The sequence below is a fragment of the Leclercia sp. UBA7405 genome (genome assembly GCF_037152215.1).
In the GTDB taxonomy this organism is placed as follows: Bacteria; Pseudomonadota; Gammaproteobacteria; order Enterobacterales; family Enterobacteriaceae; genus Enterobacter; species Enterobacter pneumoniae.
Window position 1 is genome coordinate 237,554 of the sequence record NZ_JBBCMR010000001.1, and the last position, 18,419, is coordinate 255,972.

The 18,419-nt window shown below is 57.5% G+C and carries 14 protein-coding genes; 12 read left to right on the forward strand and 2 right to left on the reverse strand.

Features of this window, described 5'->3' with window-relative positions:
* Positions 1-102 precede the first annotated feature (102 nt).
* The 10 genes from WFN75_RS01135 (at position 103) to WFN75_RS01180 (ending at position 13,531) form a co-directional block, all read left to right on the forward strand.
* Positions 103-558: a hypothetical protein gene (locus WFN75_RS01135; RefSeq protein WP_336995458.1), complete on the forward strand. Its 456-nt coding sequence runs from the start codon at positions 103-105 to the stop codon at positions 556-558.
* 309 nt (positions 559-867) lie between these two features.
* A complete protein-coding gene (gene yahO, locus WFN75_RS01140) occupies positions 868-1,143 on the forward strand; it encodes a DUF1471 family periplasmic protein YahO (RefSeq protein ID WP_336995459.1) in 276 nt (91 codons plus the stop codon).
* A 317-nt stretch (positions 1,144-1,460) separates the two neighbouring features.
* Positions 1,461-2,546 carry a YncE family protein gene (locus WFN75_RS01145; protein ID WP_046884399.1) on the forward strand — a complete coding sequence of 362 codons (1,086 nt, stop codon included), beginning with the start codon at positions 1,461-1,463 and terminating at the stop codon, positions 2,544-2,546.
* 53 nt (positions 2,547-2,599) lie between these two features.
* On the forward strand, positions 2,600-4,789 hold the full coding sequence (locus WFN75_RS01150) for a TonB-dependent receptor (protein ID WP_336995460.1): 2,190 nt from the start codon (positions 2,600-2,602) through the stop codon (positions 4,787-4,789).
* A gap of 120 nt (positions 4,790-4,909) precedes the next feature.
* Positions 4,910-6,883 (forward strand): PhoX family protein, encoded by a 1,974-nt coding sequence (locus WFN75_RS01155; protein WP_336995461.1) that lies wholly within the window; start codon positions 4,910-4,912, stop codon positions 6,881-6,883.
* Between the two features lie 104 nt (positions 6,884-6,987).
* The gene (gene pheP / locus WFN75_RS01160) at positions 6,988-8,376 is read left to right on the forward strand and encodes a phenylalanine transporter (protein WP_040076723.1); all 1,389 of its coding nucleotides are present in this window, start codon (positions 6,988-6,990) and stop codon (positions 8,374-8,376) included.
* A gap of 685 nt (positions 8,377-9,061) precedes the next feature.
* The gene (locus WFN75_RS01165; RefSeq protein ID WP_336995462.1) at positions 9,062-10,300 is read left to right on the forward strand and encodes an MFS transporter; all 1,239 of its coding nucleotides are present in this window, start codon (positions 9,062-9,064) and stop codon (positions 10,298-10,300) included.
* A gap of 14 nt (positions 10,301-10,314) precedes the next feature.
* Positions 10,315-11,340, forward strand: a complete 1,026-nt coding sequence (locus WFN75_RS01170; protein ID WP_327061655.1) for a sugar phosphate isomerase/epimerase family protein — start codon at positions 10,315-10,317, stop codon at positions 11,338-11,340.
* Positions 11,333-12,475 (forward strand): Gfo/Idh/MocA family protein, encoded by a 1,143-nt coding sequence (locus WFN75_RS01175; protein ID WP_336995463.1) that lies wholly within the window; start codon positions 11,333-11,335, stop codon positions 12,473-12,475. Before WFN75_RS01170 ends, WFN75_RS01175 begins: the two co-directional genes overlap by 8 nt.
* A 75-nt stretch (positions 12,476-12,550) precedes the next feature.
* Complete coding sequence (locus tag WFN75_RS01180; protein ID WP_207293149.1) at positions 12,551-13,531, forward strand: LacI family DNA-binding transcriptional regulator; 981 nt, start codon at positions 12,551-12,553, stop codon at positions 13,529-13,531.
* 3 nt (positions 13,532-13,534) lie between these two features.
* On the opposite strand, the gene WFN75_RS01185 is transcribed toward WFN75_RS01180, so the two are convergent.
* On the reverse strand, positions 13,535-14,779 hold the full coding sequence (locus WFN75_RS01185; RefSeq protein ID WP_046884392.1) for a mechanosensitive ion channel family protein: 1,245 nt from the start codon (positions 14,777-14,779) through the stop codon (positions 13,535-13,537).
* 79 nt (positions 14,780-14,858) lie between these two features.
* Complete coding sequence (locus tag WFN75_RS01190; protein ID WP_336995464.1) at positions 14,859-16,295, reverse strand: MFS transporter; 1,437 nt, start codon at positions 16,293-16,295, stop codon at positions 14,859-14,861.
* A 108-nt stretch (positions 16,296-16,403) separates the two neighbouring features.
* Between WFN75_RS01190 and WFN75_RS01195 the strand changes: the two genes are divergently transcribed.
* Together WFN75_RS01195 and WFN75_RS01200 are read left to right on the forward strand one after the other, a co-directional pair.
* Positions 16,404-17,282 carry a helix-turn-helix transcriptional regulator gene (locus tag WFN75_RS01195; RefSeq protein ID WP_046884390.1) on the forward strand — a complete coding sequence of 293 codons (879 nt, stop codon included), beginning with the start codon at positions 16,404-16,406 and terminating at the stop codon, positions 17,280-17,282.
* Between the two features lie 24 nt (positions 17,283-17,306).
* Positions 17,307-18,341: a DUF2157 domain-containing protein gene (locus tag WFN75_RS01200; protein ID WP_336995465.1), complete on the forward strand. Its 1,035-nt coding sequence runs from the start codon at positions 17,307-17,309 to the stop codon at positions 18,339-18,341.
* Positions 18,342-18,419 lie beyond the last annotated feature (78 nt).

Genomic DNA, 18,419 nt, shown 5'->3' on the forward strand with positions numbered 1-18,419 from the left:
AGGGTAAAACAGCACCGCCAGAACTGGTAGGAATAATCCTAATGAGTTGCGGTTGAAAGTTCATTCTGAATAATGGACGCAAACGTGTTATGGAAAACGCTTATGAGAATCTGGCTTGGTATCCTTTCATTTCTGGCTGTAATCAGTTCAAGTGCTTCGGCTGCGTCTCTCCAGCGGGAATACAACACATGGTATTCGGATGGGGTGGTACTTTACGGCATGACGCAAACCTCGAATGAGCTGCCGGTTATGGTGAGCATCTCACAGCAGGGCCATCCGGGCGCCAACATGGTTGTTTCCTATATCGCTGAAGGTGGGTGTGATACGCCTGAAAAGCCTTTCGAGGTGAGTGGACACGAAGTTCCCGCAACTTATAAATGTGTGAATATCGGACACCATCAAAAAATTGAACACTTTGCGGTGACTGACGCGGAGCGGGTAAATGGGATGGTTCAAAACCTGAAATCAGACTTTACGCTCGTCTTACAGAATGACATTAAAGTGTGGGCAGCGAATATTAAGACGCCGAAGTTTGGCGTTGCCCCCAATTTCTTATAGCTCTGCAGAGTCGCCGCCTGGAATGTTTTCGTTACTTTCGCTTCTTTAATTCGCGTCGTTAAAGTGATGAACAGCCGCCCGTTATACAAAGTGCCCGTTGCACGGTACGGGCTGATTGAGACCGTTAACCTCTGCTCGCCCGAACGCAACTGCCGCTTACCATTAAAGAAACAGAGCCTGCATTCCGCACTGTCATAAATAATGCGTTCCAGCTCATGGAATTTGTACGCTTTCTCACCCATGCTGTTTAAACTTTGCGCACTGTCGCAAGGTCAGGTAGATCTTGTATTAATCAAAAGGAATCAGGTTATGAGAAAGACGACTGCTATTTTGTTAGGAACCGCTTTTTTCTTTACCACCAACACCTTTGCTGCAGAACTTATGACGAAAGAGGATTTCTCTAAGGTCGAGTCTCAATACGAGAAAATCGGTACGGTTAATACCTCGGGTGAAACGGCGGTTTCGGATGCAAAAGAAGAGCTGATCAAAAAAGCCGATGAGAAAGGTGCTGATGTGCTGGTGCTGACCTCCGGCAATACCGATAAAAAAATCCACGGCACCGCCGACATCTACAAGAAAAAATAACCCTTCCACCGCCCCGGGAGACCGGGGTGGTGTCCAATCACTTCCCCTCTTTATGTCCCCCTTCGGCTTTTATGTCGGGAGATGTCCATATTTACACTTGATTACGAAAGGATAATAAGTATAGTTCTCATTCTCTTTAGTGTTTGCGGGTGACAGGGATCTTTCCGCAGCAGGAGTGAGCGCAGATCTCACAAGGAACACTGAGTGTTACGGTGGAGTCTGCAGGGGCGTAAGCCCAACATCACAACCATAAACGCATTTTCATGCGACGCAGACATCCGCCTCAAATTCGATTTGTACGGTAAAGGATGTTCCTGATGACCCAAAAACTTTCCGCCCTGGCGCTATTCGTTGCCCTCTCCCTGACGGGCTGCGCCACACAGCAATCCGCCGTCACCAAACCGGTAGCACAAACTCCCGACGCTGCGACAGCGCCCGCCCAGACCGGCGTGGTAAAACGCGAGCTGGCAGAGGGGCTGTATGAAATGGTGCTCAGCCCGAAAGGCGATGCGCTCTACGTAGCCAGCGCTGAAGGCTTTAAAGACGTGCAGGGTGGGGTGGTGTACAAGCTCGATCCCACCACGCTGAAAACCCTCGGCCGCAGCCATACCGACCTGAAAAACTTTGCGCTGGCGATCTCTGACGATGGCAAAACGGTCTATACCACCAATTCGCTGGATGGCGGCATCAGCGCTATCGACACGGCCGACGGCAAAGTGAAACAGCGCCTGCTCTTTAGCGAACGCAATAAAGAGGGGTATCCGTACGGTGCGCGTCAGGTCTTGCTGCATGAAGGCACCCTCTATATCGGCGGTGTCGCCGATCCGGCAGTAGTCTGGGTTGTGGATGCAAAAACGCTGAAGCTGAAAAAGACCATCAAGAACGCCGGTCAGTGGGTGACAGGCCTGCTGTGGTCTGAGCAAACCGACCGTATCTATGTGGCTAACGGCGGCGGTGAGATCCTGGTGCTTAACCCGCACACCAACCGTATCGAAAAACGCTGGAAACCGCTGGGCGATAAACCGGCGTTGCTGCTGAACTTCGCTGAAGACAAGGCCACAGGCCGTCTCTTTGTCACCGATAACTCGAAAGCGAAAACCACGCTGGTGCTGGATATCCACAGCGGCAAGGTGATTAAGCAACTGGATGTCGGCGATTCGCTGGCGGTGAAATTTAACGCCAAACGTAATGAGCTCTACATCTCCCAGCGTGAGGCAGGAAAAGTGCTAAGCCTGGATGCGACCACCTATGCGGTGAAGCAGAGCTGGGATCTGCCGCCGAACCCGAACAGCCTCCTGCTCTCTGAAGATGGCCAGACCCTGTACGTTACCGTCAAACAGCCGTTCAACAAAGATCACTCTACCAGCGGGCCGGATAGCGTCGTCAGAATCTCTCTTAAATAAAAATAGTCAGGCCCGGCAACGGGCCTTTTTGCGCGTATTTGAACGAGTTAACCATGAACAACACCAGAAAATTAAATAAAACGTTGCTGGCGCTGGCTATTGGCGCCGTCACCCACTCCGCCTGGGCCGCCGTTGACCCCAAAGAAGAGACCATTGTGGTGCAAGCCGCGCCAACCGGTGAGTTCAAGCCCGGCGGCGATCAGCTGGTGCCGGCCTTCCTGGATGGGCAGGTCGCCAACGGCGGACGCCTGGGGATGCTCGGCCAGCAAAACGCCATGGACGTGCCTTTTAACATCATCAGCTACACCTCCAAGCTGGTGGAAGATCAGCAGGCGCGCACCATCGGCGATGTAGTTTCTAACGACGCGGGCGTGCAGCCGCTGCAGGGCTATGGCAACTATGCGGAAAGCTTCCGCATTCGTGGCCTGAAGTTTGATGGCGATGACATGACCTTCGGTGGCCTCTCTGGCGTTCTGCCGCGCCAGGTGGTAGACGCGCAGATGGTCGATCGTATCGAGATCTTCAAAGGGGCTAATGCCCTGATGAACGGCGCGGCCAGTTCGGGCGTGGGCGGGATGATCAACCTTGAACCCAAACACGCCGGTGACATCCCGCAGGTAAAACTGGGGATGGATTACACCTCTGATGCGCAGATTGGCACCACCCTGGATGCGGGCCGTCGCTTTGGCGACAGCGATCAGTTCGGCGCCCGCGTTAATCTGGTCCACCGTGAAGGGGATAGCCCCGTCGACAACGATCGCCGCCGTACCACCCTGGCCTCGCTGGGCCTGGACTACAAGGGCGACAGCTTCCGCACCTCCGTCGATATGGGTTACCAAAAGAAAACGTTCCACGGTGGCACAACCGGTCTAAACATTTCAGTGGTCGATTTTGTCCCCTCGCTGCCGAAAAACGATCGCAGCTATTCGCAGAAATGGGCCTGGAGTGATATCGAGAATGAATTCGGCATGTGGCGCAGCGAATACGATATTAACGACAACTGGACGGCTTACACCGGCCTGGGGGCGCAGCATGCCCACGAGCAGGGGCTCTACAGCGCGCCAAGACTGCTGGATGCAGACGGCACCGCGAAGGCCAGCCGCCTTGATACGAACCGCATCATCGACTCCGTGAGCGGGATGGCGGGGATTCGCGGTCAGTTTGACACAGGCTTTGTTTCACACAGCGTGAACCTGGGCTATTCGGCGCAGACGAAAACGGACAAAACCGCCTGGAAAATGTCGGCGCTGGCGGATAACCCGATCGTCAATATTTACCATCCTTATGCGGTTAATCCTCCAGTCAGCACGGACTCCGGTGGAAAGGGGGGGAATTACACCGATCCGCGTATAAGCGGACGTACCCGTCTGCAGGGCTGGTTGCTGAGCGACACCCTGAGCGTACTGGATGATACGCTGCTCTTCACCGTGGGGGCGCGTCATCAGAAAGTGGTGATTCGCGGCTACGATAAAATCACCGGGCAGGAGAACGCCGCCGACGGCTTCGACGGCAGCCGCTGGATGCCGACTTACGGGGTGGTCTATAAACCGTGGAAAGAGCTGTCGTTCTATGCCAACCACACCGAAGCGCTGCAGCCGGGCAAAACGGCACCTAACACCGCCAGCAACTACGGGCAAAGCACCGGCATCGTGCACTCTAAGCAGAACGAAGTGGGGGTTAAAGCCGATTTCGGACGTATCGGCGGCTCCCTGTCGCTGTTTGAGATCAAAATGCCGACCCCAACGCTCGACAGCGTAACCCAACACTACGGTCTGGACGCCGAACAGCGTAACCGTGGCGTAGAGCTGAGCGTCTTTGGCGAGCCGATGCTGGGCCTGCGCCTGAACGGCGGTGCGACCTGGCTACAGGCAGAGCTGACCAAAACCAACGGCGGTGTGAACCAGGGCAACGATGCCATCGGCGTGCCAAACTTCTACGCCGTGCTGGGCGCGGAATATGACATCAAGCCGGTCGAGGGGCTTACCGCTATCGCGCGCGTCAACCACTCCGGCTCGCAGTATGCCAACCTCGCCAACACCAAAAAGCTGGATAGCTACACCACACTGGATCTGGGCGTGCGTTACCGCGTAGCGCTGAACAACAATCAGAATCAGATGACGGTACGTGCCGGCGTGGAAAACGTTACCGACGAAAATTACTGGGCGGGTGCGGACGACAGCGGCACCTATATCTACCAGGGTGAGCCGCGCACCTTTAAAGTCTCTGTTGGCTACGAGTTCTAAGTTTTACCTTCGTTATCCGGGGCAGGGATGCCCCATTCTTGCGTCTGTTATAAAACTGTCATGCGGAGTTTTTATAGTGTTCCCACCGTGCTATTTTCGAGCCAATGACAGGAAGCCATCGTGGGTAAACCTCTTAAGTCCGTATTTAAAAAAGAACATCGCGACGATGTCAGTAATCCCTCTACCAACCCGGCCTTTTCCAGCGTAGCGGAGATATTTCTCTCCCGCCGACGTCTTCTGCAGTTGGGTGCCGTTGCCGGAGCCGCAGCCGCGTTTCCCCTGCTGATTAAACCTGAGCAAGCCTTTGCCGCAGTTGCTACGCCCTCACCGCTGGCGAAGGCGGTCTCACTCGGCTTTACCAGCATCGCCGTGTCCACAGAGGATAGCGTCAGGGTCCCCGAAGGGTATCTTGCGCGGCCATTCTACCGCTGGGGCGACGCCACCGGCATTCAGGGGAATATGCCTGCCTTTAAACTGGATGCCAGTAACACGGCAGAGGAGCAGGCGGTACAGGCCGGTATGCACCACGACGGCATGGCGTGGTTCAGTCTGCCGCAGAATCAAGACAACCCCGCTCACGGCCTGCTGGCAATGAACCACGAGTATATCGATAACGGCATGCTGTTCCCCGACGGCGCGGCGAACTGGAATCTTGAGAAAGCGCGCAAAGGGCAGAACGCTATGGGCGTGTCGGTCATCGAAGTGAAAAAAGGTGACAGCGGCTGGGAGGTCGTTCGCCCCTCCGGCTACGCCCGTCGCATCACGGTCAATACACCGATGCAGCTTACCGGCCCGGCGTGCCACCAGCCGTTGATGAAAACGGCAGCCGATCCGCAGGGTGAGCAGGTGCTGGGCACCATGCAAAACTGCGCCAACGGCCATACGCCCTGGGGCACCTATCTCACCTGTGAAGAGAACTGGTCAGATATTTTCGTCAAAAAAGGCGATCATAACGCGCTGGAAAAGCGCTACGGCATTAGCGATAGCGATGAATCCTACCGCTGGAATGAAGTGGACGATCGTTTCAACGTCGATAAAACGCCAAACGAACCCAACCGCTTTGGCTGGGTGGTCGAGATCGATCCCTATAATCCCACCTCGACGCCGCGTAAACACACCGCGCTGGGCCGCTTTAAGCACGAGGGGGCCGCGGTAACGCTGGCGGCCGACGGACGGGCGGTCGTCTATATGGGTGACGATCAGAAATTCGAATATATCTATAAATTTATCTCAGAGAACAAATACGACCCGGCGAACCGCGATGCCAACATGCGTCTGCTGGAAACGGGCACGCTCTACGTGGCCCGCTTTAACGACGATGGCAGCGGCGAATGGCTCCCGCTGATCTACGGGCAGAACGGTCTGGATGCGCACAAGGGCTTTGAAAGCCAGGGCGATCTGTTAATCAAAACCCGACTGGCCGCCGATGCGGTAGGGGCAACGAAAATGGATCGTCCTGAGTGGATCGCGGTGGATCCACACAGCAGCGGTAGCGTCTATTGCACGCTGACCAATAACAGCGATCGCGGGAAAGAGGGCAAGGCGGCACCGGATGCGGCGAATCCGCGGGCGAATAACCAGTACGGTCATATTATGCACTGGCTGGAAGCCGGGAACGATCCTGCCGCCCAGGGTTTTGCCTGGGATATCCTGGTGCTGGCGGGGCGCGCCCAGAGCGACGATCCGCGCGCGAAAGGGACGATGAAAGGGGCCGAGTTCGGCAGCCCCGACGGCCTCTCCTTCGATCATCAGGGAGTGCTCTGGATCCAGACCGATGTCTCCTCCAGTACCATCAATAAGAAAGCGTACGAAGGGATGGGCAACAACCAGATGGTGGCGACCATTCCTGGCACCAATGATTATCGACGTTTCCTGACGGGACCGCGTGGCTGTGAGATCACCGGTATCGCCTTTACGCCAGATAACCGCACGCTGTTTATCAATATTCAGCATCCGGGAGAGGGCGGGGATGATATTACCGATCCGGCTAACCCGCGCGCCGTCTCTAACTGGCCCGATGCCAATCCGAACGGACGCCCGCGCGCCTCGACGGTGGTGATCACCAAAGCGGACGGCGGCATTATCGGATCTTAACCTCTGCATGCCGGGCGGCGTCCGCTGCCCGGCGATTCACTTGCTCCCATCTGCCTGAAGTGTTAAAAGGTGCCCCTTCTATTAGAAAGAGACAGGGGTAGGACGTGAAAGACGCGTCATCCGCTTCAGCCACTGGTGCTGCTGAAGCCTCGTCGGAACAGGCTCCGACGCTGCATCGTGGTTTGCAAAATCGCCATATTCAACTCATTGCCCTTGGGGGCGCTATCGGTACCGGCCTTTTTCTCGGTATCGGACCTGCAATTCAAATGGCCGGGCCAGCCGTACTGCTGGGCTACGCTATCGCCGGGATTATCGCCTTTCTGATCATGCGCCAGCTCGGCGAGATGGTGGTGGAAGAGCCGGTATCCGGTTCCTTTGCCCACTTTGCTTATAAATACTGGGGCCCGTTCGCCGGCTTCCTCTCCGGCTGGAACTACTGGGTGATGTTTGTGCTGGTGGGCATGGCTGAGCTCACTGCGGCTGGCATCTATATGCAGTACTGGCTGCCGGACGTGCCGACCTGGATCTGGGCCGCGGGCTTCTTCATCATCATCAATGCCGTCAATCTGGTGAACGTGCGCCTGTATGGCGAAACCGAGTTCTGGTTTGCGCTGATCAAGGTGTTGGCGATCGTCGGCATGATCGGCTTTGGCATCTGGCTGCTGTTCTCTGGTCATGGCGGGGAACGGGCATCGATCGACAACCTGTGGCAGCACGGGGGCTTCCTGGCGACCGGCTGGAAAGGGCTGATTCTGTCGCTGGCGGTCATTATGTTCTCCTTTGGCGGGCTGGAGCTGATTGGTATCACCGCCGCTGAAGCGCAGGATCCGCACAAGAGCATCCCTAAAGCCGTAAACCAGGTGGTCTACCGTATTCTGCTGTTTTATATCGGTTCGCTGGTGGTGCTGTTGGCGCTCTATCCGTGGGTAGAGGTGAAATCGGACAGTAGCCCGTTCGTGATGATTTTCCACGATCTGAACAGCAACGTTGTGGCCTCTGCGCTGAACTTTATTATCCTGGTCGCCTCGCTGTCGGTCTATAACAGCGGCGTTTACTCCAATAGCCGGATGTTGTTTGGTCTCTCCGTGCAGGGCAATGCGCCGAAATTCCTGACCCGGGTCAGCCGTCGCGGCGTGCCGGTGAATTCGCTGATCCTCTCCGGGGCGATTACGTCATTGGTGGTGCTGGTTAACTACCTGTTGCCGCATGATGCCTTTGGCCTGCTGATGGCACTGGTGGTCGCTACGCTGCTGCTGAACTGGGTGATGATCTGCCTGGCACACCTGCGTTTTCGCGCGGCGATGCGCCGTAAAGGGCGTGAAACGCAGTTTAAGGCCCTGCTTTACCCGGCGGGTAACTACCTCTGTATCGCTTTCCTGGCGATGATCCTGGTGCTGATGTGCACCATGGATGGTATGCGTACTTCAGCCATTTTGTTACCGGTGTGGGTGGTGTTTTTGTTTGTGGCGTTTAAGCTGTCGCGTAAAAAGTAACGGCAGGGGGTTAAGGGGAATGGCAACGTAGAGTGTCATGCCGGGCAGTTAAGCAATTCGGTATTTCTATGTCACTCAAGTGGAAAGGTTCCGTTCACTAAGGCATCTCTGCTTTATGCCGGTACCTCTGCGGTGAACGTGCCAGGGGGGCTCGCCGCCTCCCCCCTGGCTACCCCGGCTCCCGGCAATGAAAATCGCCGCTTCGCGGATTGTTCGCCCCATCCCTGGGGCTCACCCCTTCGGGGCCAGCACAGGTGCTGTCCAAAATTGCTCCCGGCAATTTTGTCCTCGGCTTTCTCCCTCCGGCTGTCGGGTCGGGCGCGATCCTACATCCCTGTAGGTCGCGCCCTCTCGGCGCATCCCTGCGCCTCGCCCCGGCCTGCGGTCAACGCCTCGGCGATTTTCTGCCGGACTGGTCCCCCCCTCCGGCTACTCTGCGGCCTGAACAGGGCACGGGTGTTGAATCCCCGCTGAACATGCGGTGAACGAAACAATTCTACTGAGCTTAACTGATCGCCGTTTTTTGTCTCTTCTCCGGATGCACACAACCCCCACCAGCGCATAAGAATCTTTATCGTGACCCCTCTCCCAATTCTGTTTCGATCCCCATGATCTTTCTTTTGTAATCGATTACTTTTCAATTGATGTAATTTGTAATCGATTACTTTTGAGGGTGAGGCAGATCATGGTGTCAACAACTGAAAGTCGTGGAAAGGCGATAGTCCAGCACCGCATGCTGGTGCCGCGCCTGTCGCTGATGATGTTCTTACAATTTTTTATCTGGGGGAGCTGGTCAGTTACGCTCGGCCTGGTAATGACCCAGCACAATATGTCACTGCTCATCGGTGACGCATTCTCGGCGGGGCCTATCGCGTCAATCTTGTCGCCGTTTGTGCTCGGCATGTTAGTTGACCGCTTCTTCGCCTCGCAAAAAGTGATGGCGGTGATGCACCTCGCCGGGGCGGTGATCCTGATGTTCGTCCCCGGGGCACTGGTGGCGGAAAACGGCGCGCTGTTAATTGGCCTGCTGTTCGGCTACACGCTTTGCTATATGCCTACGCTTGCCTTAACCAATAACATTGCTTTCCATAGCCTGGCGAACGTCGATAAAACCTTCCCGGTGGTACGCGTGTTTGGCACCATCGGCTGGATTGTGGCGGGGATCTTTATCGGGGTGACGGGCGTCGCCTCCAGCGTCACCATCTTCCAGGTGGCGGCGGTAAGCTCCGTGCTGCTGGCGCTCTATAGCCTGACGCTGCCGCATACGCCTGCGCCCGCCAAAGGGCTGCCGGTCAAGGTGCGCGACCTCTTCTGCGCCGATGCGTTTGCGCTTCTGAAAACGCGTCACTTCTTTATTTTCTCCCTGTGCGCAATGCTGATCTCTGTACCCCTTGGGACCTACTACGCCTACACCGCGTCGTACCTGGCCGACGCCGGTATTGCCGACGTCAGTACCGCCATGTCCTTCGGACAGATGTCCGAAATCTTCTTCATGCTGGTGATCCCGCTGCTGTTCCGTCGTCTTGGGGTGAAGTACATGCTGCTGATCGGCATGCTGGCCTGGTTTGTCCGCTATGCCATGTTTGCGCTGGGGGTCAGTGAAGAGGGGCGGATCCTGCTCTATCTCGGCATTCTTCTGCACGGTGTCTGTTACGACTTCTTCTTCGTGGTGGGCTTTATCTACACCGACCGCGTGGCGGGTGAAAAGGTAAAAGGGCAGGCGCAGAGCATGATCGTGATGTTCACTTACGGTATCGGCATGCTGCTCGGCTCGCAGATTTCTGGCGCGCTCTATAACCGCCTGGTGGCGGGTGAACCCGTGCCAGCGGCGTGGGTCACATTCTGGTGGATCCCGGCGGTAGCCGCTGCCGCGATCGCACTGATTTTCCTTGTCTCATTCAAATATGAAGATGACAAGGCGTAATAACGGGAGGGGGTATGAGGACAATTAAAGGACCGGGTATTTTTCTGTCGCAGTTCATCGGGGGGCACCCCCCCTTTAACACCCTGGACGGGCTGGCAGGCTGGGCGGCGGAGAAGGGCTACAAAGCGCTGCAAATCCCCTGTAATCATCCGGCGATATTTGATGTGGCGCAGGCGGCAGCCAGCCAGACTTACTGCGATGAAATCCGCGGAAAGCTGGCCGAGTTTGGGCTGGAGGTCAGCGAGCTGTCCACGCATCTGGAAGGGCAATTGATTGCCGTTAATCCCGTCTACGATGACGCCTTTGATCACTTTGCACCACAGGCCGTGCGGGGGAATGCCGGAGCGCGTCAGGCGTGGGCGACCCAAACGCTAAAACAGGCGGCGGTGGCGTCGGCCAGACTCGGGCTTACCGCCCACGCCACCTTTTCCGGCTCGCTGGCCTGGCCGTGGATGTACCCCTGGCCGCCCCACAACGAAGCGCGCTTCCGCGATGCCTTCAGCGAACTGGCGCGACGCTGGCGTCCCATTCTGGATGCGTTTGATGAGCAGGGGGTCAATGTCTGCTACGAGATCCACCCAGGGGAAGATCTGCATGATGGGGTGACCTTTGAACGCTTCCTGGCGCTGGTGGATAACCACCCGCGCTGCAACATGCTCTACGATCCCAGCCACCTGTTGTTGCAGCAGATGGACTATCTGGCCTTTATCGATCACTACCATACCCGCATCAAGGCGTTCCACGTGAAGGATGCGGAGTACCGCCCGAACGGACGCAGCGGCGTCTATGGCGGGTATCAAAGCTGGATCAACCGTGCCGGGCGCTTCCGCTCGCCGGGAGATGGGCAGGTGGATTTCAAGGGCATCTTCAGCAAGCTGACCCAGTACGATTATGACGGCTGGGCGGTGCTGGAGTGGGAGTGCTGCCTGAAGGATGGCGACACCGGCGCCCGGGAAGGCCGCGAGTTTATCTCCCGACATATCATCCCCGTTTCGGCGCGCGCCTTTGATGATTTCGCGGCAGGAGAGAGTGATGATTAACGTTGGCATTATCGGCAGCGGCTTTATCGGCCCGGCACACATTGAAGCGCTGCGCCGCCTCGGCTGCGTGCAGGTGGTGGCGCTTTGCGACGGGTCGTTTGCGCAGGCCCAGGAGAAAGCACAGGCGCTGAATATTCCCCACGCCTACGCCAGCGTGGAGGCGCTCCTGGCCCATCCGGATCTGCACGTGGTGCATAACTGCACGCCGAACCATCTGCATGCGGAGATTAACCGCCAGATCCTGCGCGCGGGTAAACACGTCTTCTCAGAAAAGCCGCTGTGCATGACCCCGGAAGAGGCCCGCGAGCTGGTGACGCTGGCCGAGCAGGCCGGGGTGCTCCACGGGGTGAGCTTTGTCTATCGCCAGTTTGCGATGGTACGCCAGGCGGCCAGCATGGTGCGCGACGGCACTGTCGGGCGGCTTTTTGCCGCCCACGGTAGCTATCTGCAGGACTGGATGCTGCTGGAAACCGACTACAACTGGCGGGTGGATGCCGCGCTCGGCGGCGCGTCGCGCGCGGTGGCGGATATCGGCTCTCACTGGTGCGATACGGTGCAGTTTATCACTGGCCGCCGCATTACCGAGGTGATGGCCGATCTCGCCATCGTCTGGCCAACCCGTAAGGCGAACGTTGCCGGCAATCAGACCTTCAGCCACACAGCCGAGGCGGAGTATGAAGATAAACCCGTTACCACGGAGGATTTTGGTTCGGTGCTGTTCCGCTTTGACGACGGCAGTAAAGGCTCTTTCAGCGTCTCGCAGGTGAGCGCAGGGCGCAAAAACCGCCTCAGCGTCGAAATTAATGGCAGCGAATGCGCGCTGGCCTGGGACCAGGAGGTGCCGCAGCAGCTATGGATTGGTCGTCGCGCCGAGGCCAACCAGCTGCTGACCGACGACCCAGGCCTTATGCACCCGGACGCCGCCGACAGCGCCCACTTCCCTGGCGGGCACATTGAAGGCTGGCCGGATGCCTTTAAGAACATGATGGCGCAGTTCTATCGCGCCGTTCAGGCCGGGGCAATGCCTGCGCAGCCGCTGTTTGCCACCTTCCACGACGGCGCCAATGTGATGCACATCATTGATGCCATTGTGCAGAGCCATCAGCAGCAACGCTGGGTGAAAGTCGCCGTGTAACACGCAGCCCGGTACGCCGGGCCGCGAATTTATGATAGCCTGCCGGGAATCTCAACTGCAGGATCACTCGTTGTTATGTCCATTCAGAAAATCGCCCGGCTGGCGGGCGTGTCGGTCGCGACGGTCTCGCGCGTGCTTAATAACAGCGATACCGTCAAAGCCAAAAACCGCGACCGCGTCTTGCAGGCGATAAAAGAGGCCAATTACCAGCCCAACCTGCTGGCGCGCCAGCTGCGTACTGCGCGCAGCTACATGATTTTGGTCATGGTCTCGAACATCGCAAACCCTTTCTGTGCCGAGGTGGTAAAGGGCATCGAAGAGGAGGCGGAAAAGAATGGTTTTCGCATTCTGCTCTGTAACTCCGGCTCGGATATCGAACGTTCACGCTCGGGCCTGAGCCTGCTGTCGGGCAAGATGGTCGACGGGGTCATTACTATGGATGCGTTCTCACGCCTGAACGAACTGGCGGCGCTGATTGGCGAGGCACCCTGGGTGCAATGCGCCGAATATGCCGATGCCGGGGCGGTCTCCTGCGTCGGTATTAACGATGTGGATGCGTCACAGCACGTGGTCAGCCGTCTGGCTGACGCCGGCCGGCAGCGCATAGCCCTGATTAACCACGATCTCAGCTACAAGTATGCCCGCCTGCGCGAGCGCGGTTATAAGAGCGTGCTGCATCTGCGGGATCTGGAGTATCAGGCGGTGGAGTATGCCAGCGAGCTGAGTTCGGCGGCAGGCATGGCGGCGATGGAAGCGCTGCTGGCAGCACCCACCCGACCGGATGCGGTCTTTGCCGTTTCCGATACCCTTGCCGCCGGGGCGCTGCGCGCCATTGAGCAGGCGGGTTTACGGGTACCTGACGATATCGCCGTGGCCGGCTTCGACGGCACCGAGCTTGCCGGGCTGGTCTCACCACCGCTCAGCACCATCGAACAACCCTCGCGGGATATCGGGCGCAAGGCGGTGGAACTGCTGCTGAACAAGATTGACAACCCCGATGCGCCCACGGAGCGGGTGATGATGGACTGGCACTATATTGAGCGTGCCAGTACCTAATCGTTATTTTGTCAGGGCGCCTGCCAGCGAACGAATATCGTTACCGGTAGGGGCCTGATGAATACGCAGCCCAAACTCCTCAATCACGGCATAGATATGATCGAAAATATCGGCCTGAATAGCTTCGTATTCTGCCCAAATCACCGTATTGGTAAACGCATATATCTCGATGGGCAGACCGTTCGCCTCCGGTGCCAGTTGACGCACCATTAAAGTCATATCCTGGCGAATGCGCGGGTGGTTGCGCAGATATTCATTCAGATAGGCGCGGAAGGTGCCAATATTGGTCATCTTTCGCAGATTCAGTACCGATTCACCCTCACCGTTCTCCTGATTCCACAGCGTAATCTCTTCATGGCGTGCGGCCATATAGGGCTTCAGTAACTTCGCCTGTATCAGTTGCTGCTGCTCCCCGGCATCCAGAAAATGGATGCTGGTGGTATCAATGTTCAGGCTGCGCTTAATACGCCGCCCCCCGGAGGCGGACATCCCGCTCCAGTTGATAAAGGCATCGGAGACCATGGCCCAGGTCGGAATGGTGGTGATGGTATTATCAAAATTGCGCACTTTTACGGTGGTCAGCCCAATGTCGGTGACCGTGCCATTCGCGCCATATTTCGGCATCTCCAGCCAGTCGCCCAGCTTAAGCATGTCGTTGGCAGAGAGCTGGATCCCGGCGACCAACCCCAGAATCGGATCTTTAAAGACCAACATCAGCACGGCGGCCATCGCGCCCAGACCGCTTATCAGTATCGCGGGGGACTGACCAATCAGCAGCGAGATAATTAAGATCCCCACCAGGATTGCGCTCACTAACTTTATACCCTGGAAGATCCCTTTCAGCGGCAGTTGCGAGGCGGTCGCCAGCTTTTGCGACAGGTTGAAAATCACATCCAGCAGGGAGAAGAAGGCGAGCAGGGCGTATACCATCACCCACAGTTTTGCGCAGGTGGTGAGTATTTCAGCCGCTTCGCTGCCACGCTGCAGCCATAACACCGCCTGCACGTTGACGATAATCCCCTGCAGGGTAAAGGCTAAGCGGTGAAATAATTTATTCTGGGTAATAATCTGCAGCCATAAATGGCTGCTGGCCTGCGCCCGTTTTTCGAAAATGCGCAGCACCAGCTTGTGTAAAATAAGATGAATAATGAGGGCGGTAAGAAAAATAATGCCAAAAATAATCACCAGCGAGGTGGTGTGATTAATTTCAATGCCTAACTCTTCGACCTGAGCAATGAATTCCTGCATAACGTCTCCTGTATTGATGCGGCTACATGATGACGGCTGCGAATTTATTATGCAAACCGCGACGTTATGCAGGAGAGGGTTATTTCACGGCGGTGCAGCCCGCCGGGACTGTCGCACTCAGGCGATGGCGCAGGCGGAGCGTGGCCGCGGCAAGTATTCCCATCATGGCCGTTTCCACCAGCAGGAAGACGTTAATTGCCCTGGCATAATCGCCCCCATGCGTCTGCAGCGCGTGCAACAAGATCGCGCCAAATATAGCGGGGCCCAGCCCCAGCGCGGCCTGTTGCAAGGTGCTAAGAATGGCGCTGGCCGCGCCGGCGTCGTCCGGTCCGATATCACGCATCCCCATGCGATAAAAGCTGTTCACAATCAGCGCCTGGCCGTAGCCCACCAGCCCGGTGGCGGGGGCCAGCGTCAGGGCAGTATTGTGCAGCCCCCAGTAACGGAAGGTCGCGATCAGGGCCAGCAGGCCGACCATCTGAATCCCCAGCCCCATCAGCAGAATGGTGCTTGTGCTGTAGCGGGCGATCAGGCGCGGGGCAAACCACGCCGAGACAAAATAGGTCACCCCGAGGGCGATAAAGCTGTTGCCCGACTGCCAGGGCGCCATCCCCAGCCCGGTCTGCATGGTCAGCGCCATGCAGAACATAAATCCGGACCAGACGCTGAAAAACAGCATCGCAATCAGTACACCAAAACGGATACTGTGAAGCTGCATCAGGCGCGGGGGGATGAGCGGATGCGCCTGATCACGCTCTTTTTTCCGGGCGCTGATAATCATCAGCCCCGCAAGCGGGATGATGGCGATAAGCGCGGCCTTAAGCGGCCATGCCCAGTGCCACTGAGGGCCGAGCGCCATCGGGAACAGCAGGCAACAGAGGATCGCGGCCAGCAACACCGTCCCTTGCCAGTCGATGCGCGACGGGGTATCACGATGCGTCTCCGGAATGTACTGACGGCTTAATGTCAGCACCAGCAGGCAGATGGGCACGTTGATAAAGAAGGCGTTACGCCAGCCCAGCCCGGCAATATCTGCTGATACCAGCCAGCCGCCACCCATCTGGCCGACAATAAAAGCAATCCCCCCTATGCCGCCAAACAGGCTAATGGCCTTCGCGTGGGCGCTGCCTTTTAGCGTGACGTGCAGGGTGGCCAGGATCTGCGGCATGATCAGCGCCGCGCCAGCACCCTGCACCACCCGGGCGGCCAGCAGTTGCGACACGCTGCCTGCTATACCGCAAAGCAGTGAGGCCAGGCCGAATATCGCCACCCCGGTCATAAACAGACGACGGCGACCAAGGTTATCCCCCAGTTTGCTACCGAGCGCCAGGCAGACGGCGAAAGCGACCCCATACAGGGCGACGATTAACTCCAGTTCGGTCGCGCTGGCGTGCAGCGAATGCGTGATGGAGTCCAGCGCGACGTTCGTGATCGAGGTGTCAATCAGCGGCAACATCTGGCCGGTGAGCAGTAAAATGAGGCCGGCGCGCCCCGGTGAAACGGCAGAGGTTTTCATGGTAACTCCATTGCATGTAACAGCTGAGGGACGTAGCATCAACGATCTGATAAACGGGTACCAGTTCCTGCTTATACTGGTACTGGCACTACCACGCAGGAGTGATGTATGGCGTTGATAGCAGACCCCCTCCCTTCGTTACAGGAAGAGAACCGTAAACAGCTTGGCGCGTTTTTACGTTCCCGCCGCGAAAGCCTCGATCCGCAGCGGCTGGGGCTGCCGCGCAGTGGCCGCCGGCGTACCCCAGGGCTACGCCGGGAAGAGGTGGCGATGCTGGCAGACGTGGGCGTGACCTGGTACACCTGGCTGGAGCAGGGTAGGGACGTCAACCCCTCAGGCGTGGTGATGGCGGCGGTGGCAAAGGCGCTACAATGTACCCCTACCGAGACGCGTCATCTGTTTGTGCTGGCCGGACTGCCGCCGGGGGAAGCGCCGCAAACGCTGCCGTGCGAGGGGATAAGCGAGGGCACGAGGCGCCTGCTGGATACCCTGATGCCGAAACCGGCCAGCATCCAGAAACCGAACTTTGACATCGTGGCCTGGAACGACAGTTTTGGGCATCTGATGGGGGTGGATTTCAATACTATCCCGCCGGAGGATCGCAACTGTATTTACCTCTACCTGACCCATCCCACATGGCAGGCCCGCCTCGGCAGGCGTGATGACGTGCTGGCGATTTTTGTCTCTTATTTCCGCGCGGCGATGGCCGAGCATCGCGGCGATCCCGCCTGGGAAGCTCAGCTGGCGCGCTTTTTTGCGGTCTCGGCGGAGTTCGAAGCCTTGTGGCACCAGCGCTACGACGTGCGTGGCGTAGAAAACCAGTTGAAGCTGTTTTCCCATCCGGAACTGGGTGATTTTCATCTGCAGCAGATGTACTGGTACTCAGCGCCGCGAAACGGATCCCGGCTGCTGGTCTATCTGCCGGTGGATGAGCAGGGTGAGCATGCACTAACGTGGCTGGCTCAACAGGCTGTTATACTCAGTTAACTCTATCGGCTTCAGGGATTGAACATGCAGGTAACGCGTAAACAAGAGCGTCTGCTACGCCGGGCGCTGGCCCAGTGGGAGCAGGAAGGGGCGCTCAGCGCCAGCGATCATCAGCGGCTGGCTGCAACCTTAAAACGTACCGTGCTGGACTGGCAGCGGTTGAGCCGCTACGCCATCTGGACGGCGCTGGCCTGCGCAATTATCGCCCTCGGCAGCCTGTTTGCCGACAGCGAACTGATGGCCTGGATAATCGATTTTCTCTCCTTCTCCTCGTTGGCCCGCATCGGCCTCCCGGCCGCGCTGGCGGTAGGGTTTTACCTGTGGGGGTTTGCCCGCCAGCGACACGAAACCCAGTGGCACTACACCACTGAAGGTCTGCTCTTTCTGGGCGTGCTTTTTACGGCAATCGCCCTCTGGCAGCTGGGCGAACGGCTGGATAACGGCAGCGGGCATCTTGCCCCCCTCTTCCTGGTGGGGTGTGCGGTCTATGGGCTGGTGGGCTTTTTCGGGCGTTCCGGGCTGGTGTGGCTCTTCTTTTTGCTGTCGCTGGGTAACTGGTTTGGCGCCGAGACGGGGTATGTATCCGGCTGGGGAGCTTACTGGCTGGGCATGAACTATCCGGTGCGGTTTATCTTCTTCGGTGGGGCATTACTGGCGCTCTGCTGGCTGCTGCGTAAGACCCTTATCCAGCGTCATCTCTACACCACCAGTAAGGCGATGGGGCTGACGTATCTCTTCGTCGCGCTGTGGATCATGTCGATTTTCGGTAATTACGATATTGATAACTGGTATGGCGTGACACGCGCGGCGTTACTCCCCTGGGCGTTACTCTTTGCCGTGGCCGCGGTGGTGGCTATTTACATCAGTCTGAAAACCGACGACGGCATGCTACGCGGATTCGGCCTGACCTTCCTCGCGATTAATCTCTACACCCGCTATTTCGAATACTTCTGGGACGGCATGCACAAGGTGCTGTTCTTCCTGATTCTGGCGGTGTCGTTGGCGATGCTGGGGCGTTATGCGGAGAGGATTTGGCACGCCACCGAACCCGGTAATTAATTTTTTGCGAGTCGCTTTCCGGGAATCAATTCGAGTTGAGGTGGCGCGGTAAAAATTGCGTATTGTTCATTGCGTTAA

Bases quoted from the DNA above. Each gene is read 5' to 3' on its own strand.
- WFN75_RS01170 (WP_327061655.1), top strand. From the start codon at position 10,315: ATGAGGACAATTAAAGGACCGGGTATTTTTCTGTCGCAGTTCATCGGG.
- WFN75_RS01175 (WP_336995463.1), top strand. From the start codon at position 11,333: ATGATTAACGTTGGCATTATCGGCAGCGGCTTTATCGGCCCGGCACAC.
- WFN75_RS01200 (WP_336995465.1), top strand. From the start codon at position 17,307: ATGCAGGTAACGCGTAAACAAGAGCGTCTGCTACGCCGGGCGCTGGCC.
- WFN75_RS01145 (WP_046884399.1), top strand. From the start codon at position 1,461: ATGACCCAAAAACTTTCCGCCCTGGCGCTATTCGTTGCCCTCTCCCTG.
- WFN75_RS01185 (WP_046884392.1), bottom strand. From the start codon at position 14,779: ATGCAGGAATTCATTGCTCAGGTCGAAGAGTTAGGCATTGAAATTAAT.
- WFN75_RS01150 (WP_336995460.1), top strand. From the start codon at position 2,600: ATGAACAACACCAGAAAATTAAATAAAACGTTGCTGGCGCTGGCTATT.
- WFN75_RS01165 (WP_336995462.1), top strand. From the start codon at position 9,062: ATGGTGTCAACAACTGAAAGTCGTGGAAAGGCGATAGTCCAGCACCGC.
- WFN75_RS01180 (WP_207293149.1), top strand. From the start codon at position 12,551: ATGTCCATTCAGAAAATCGCCCGGCTGGCGGGCGTGTCGGTCGCGACG.
- yahO (WP_336995459.1), top strand. From the start codon at position 868: ATGAGAAAGACGACTGCTATTTTGTTAGGAACCGCTTTTTTCTTTACC.
- WFN75_RS01135 (WP_336995458.1), top strand. From the start codon at position 103: ATGAGAATCTGGCTTGGTATCCTTTCATTTCTGGCTGTAATCAGTTCA.
- WFN75_RS01190 (WP_336995464.1), bottom strand. From the start codon at position 16,295: ATGAAAACCTCTGCCGTTTCACCGGGGCGCGCCGGCCTCATTTTACTG.
- WFN75_RS01195 (WP_046884390.1), top strand. From the start codon at position 16,404: ATGGCGTTGATAGCAGACCCCCTCCCTTCGTTACAGGAAGAGAACCGT.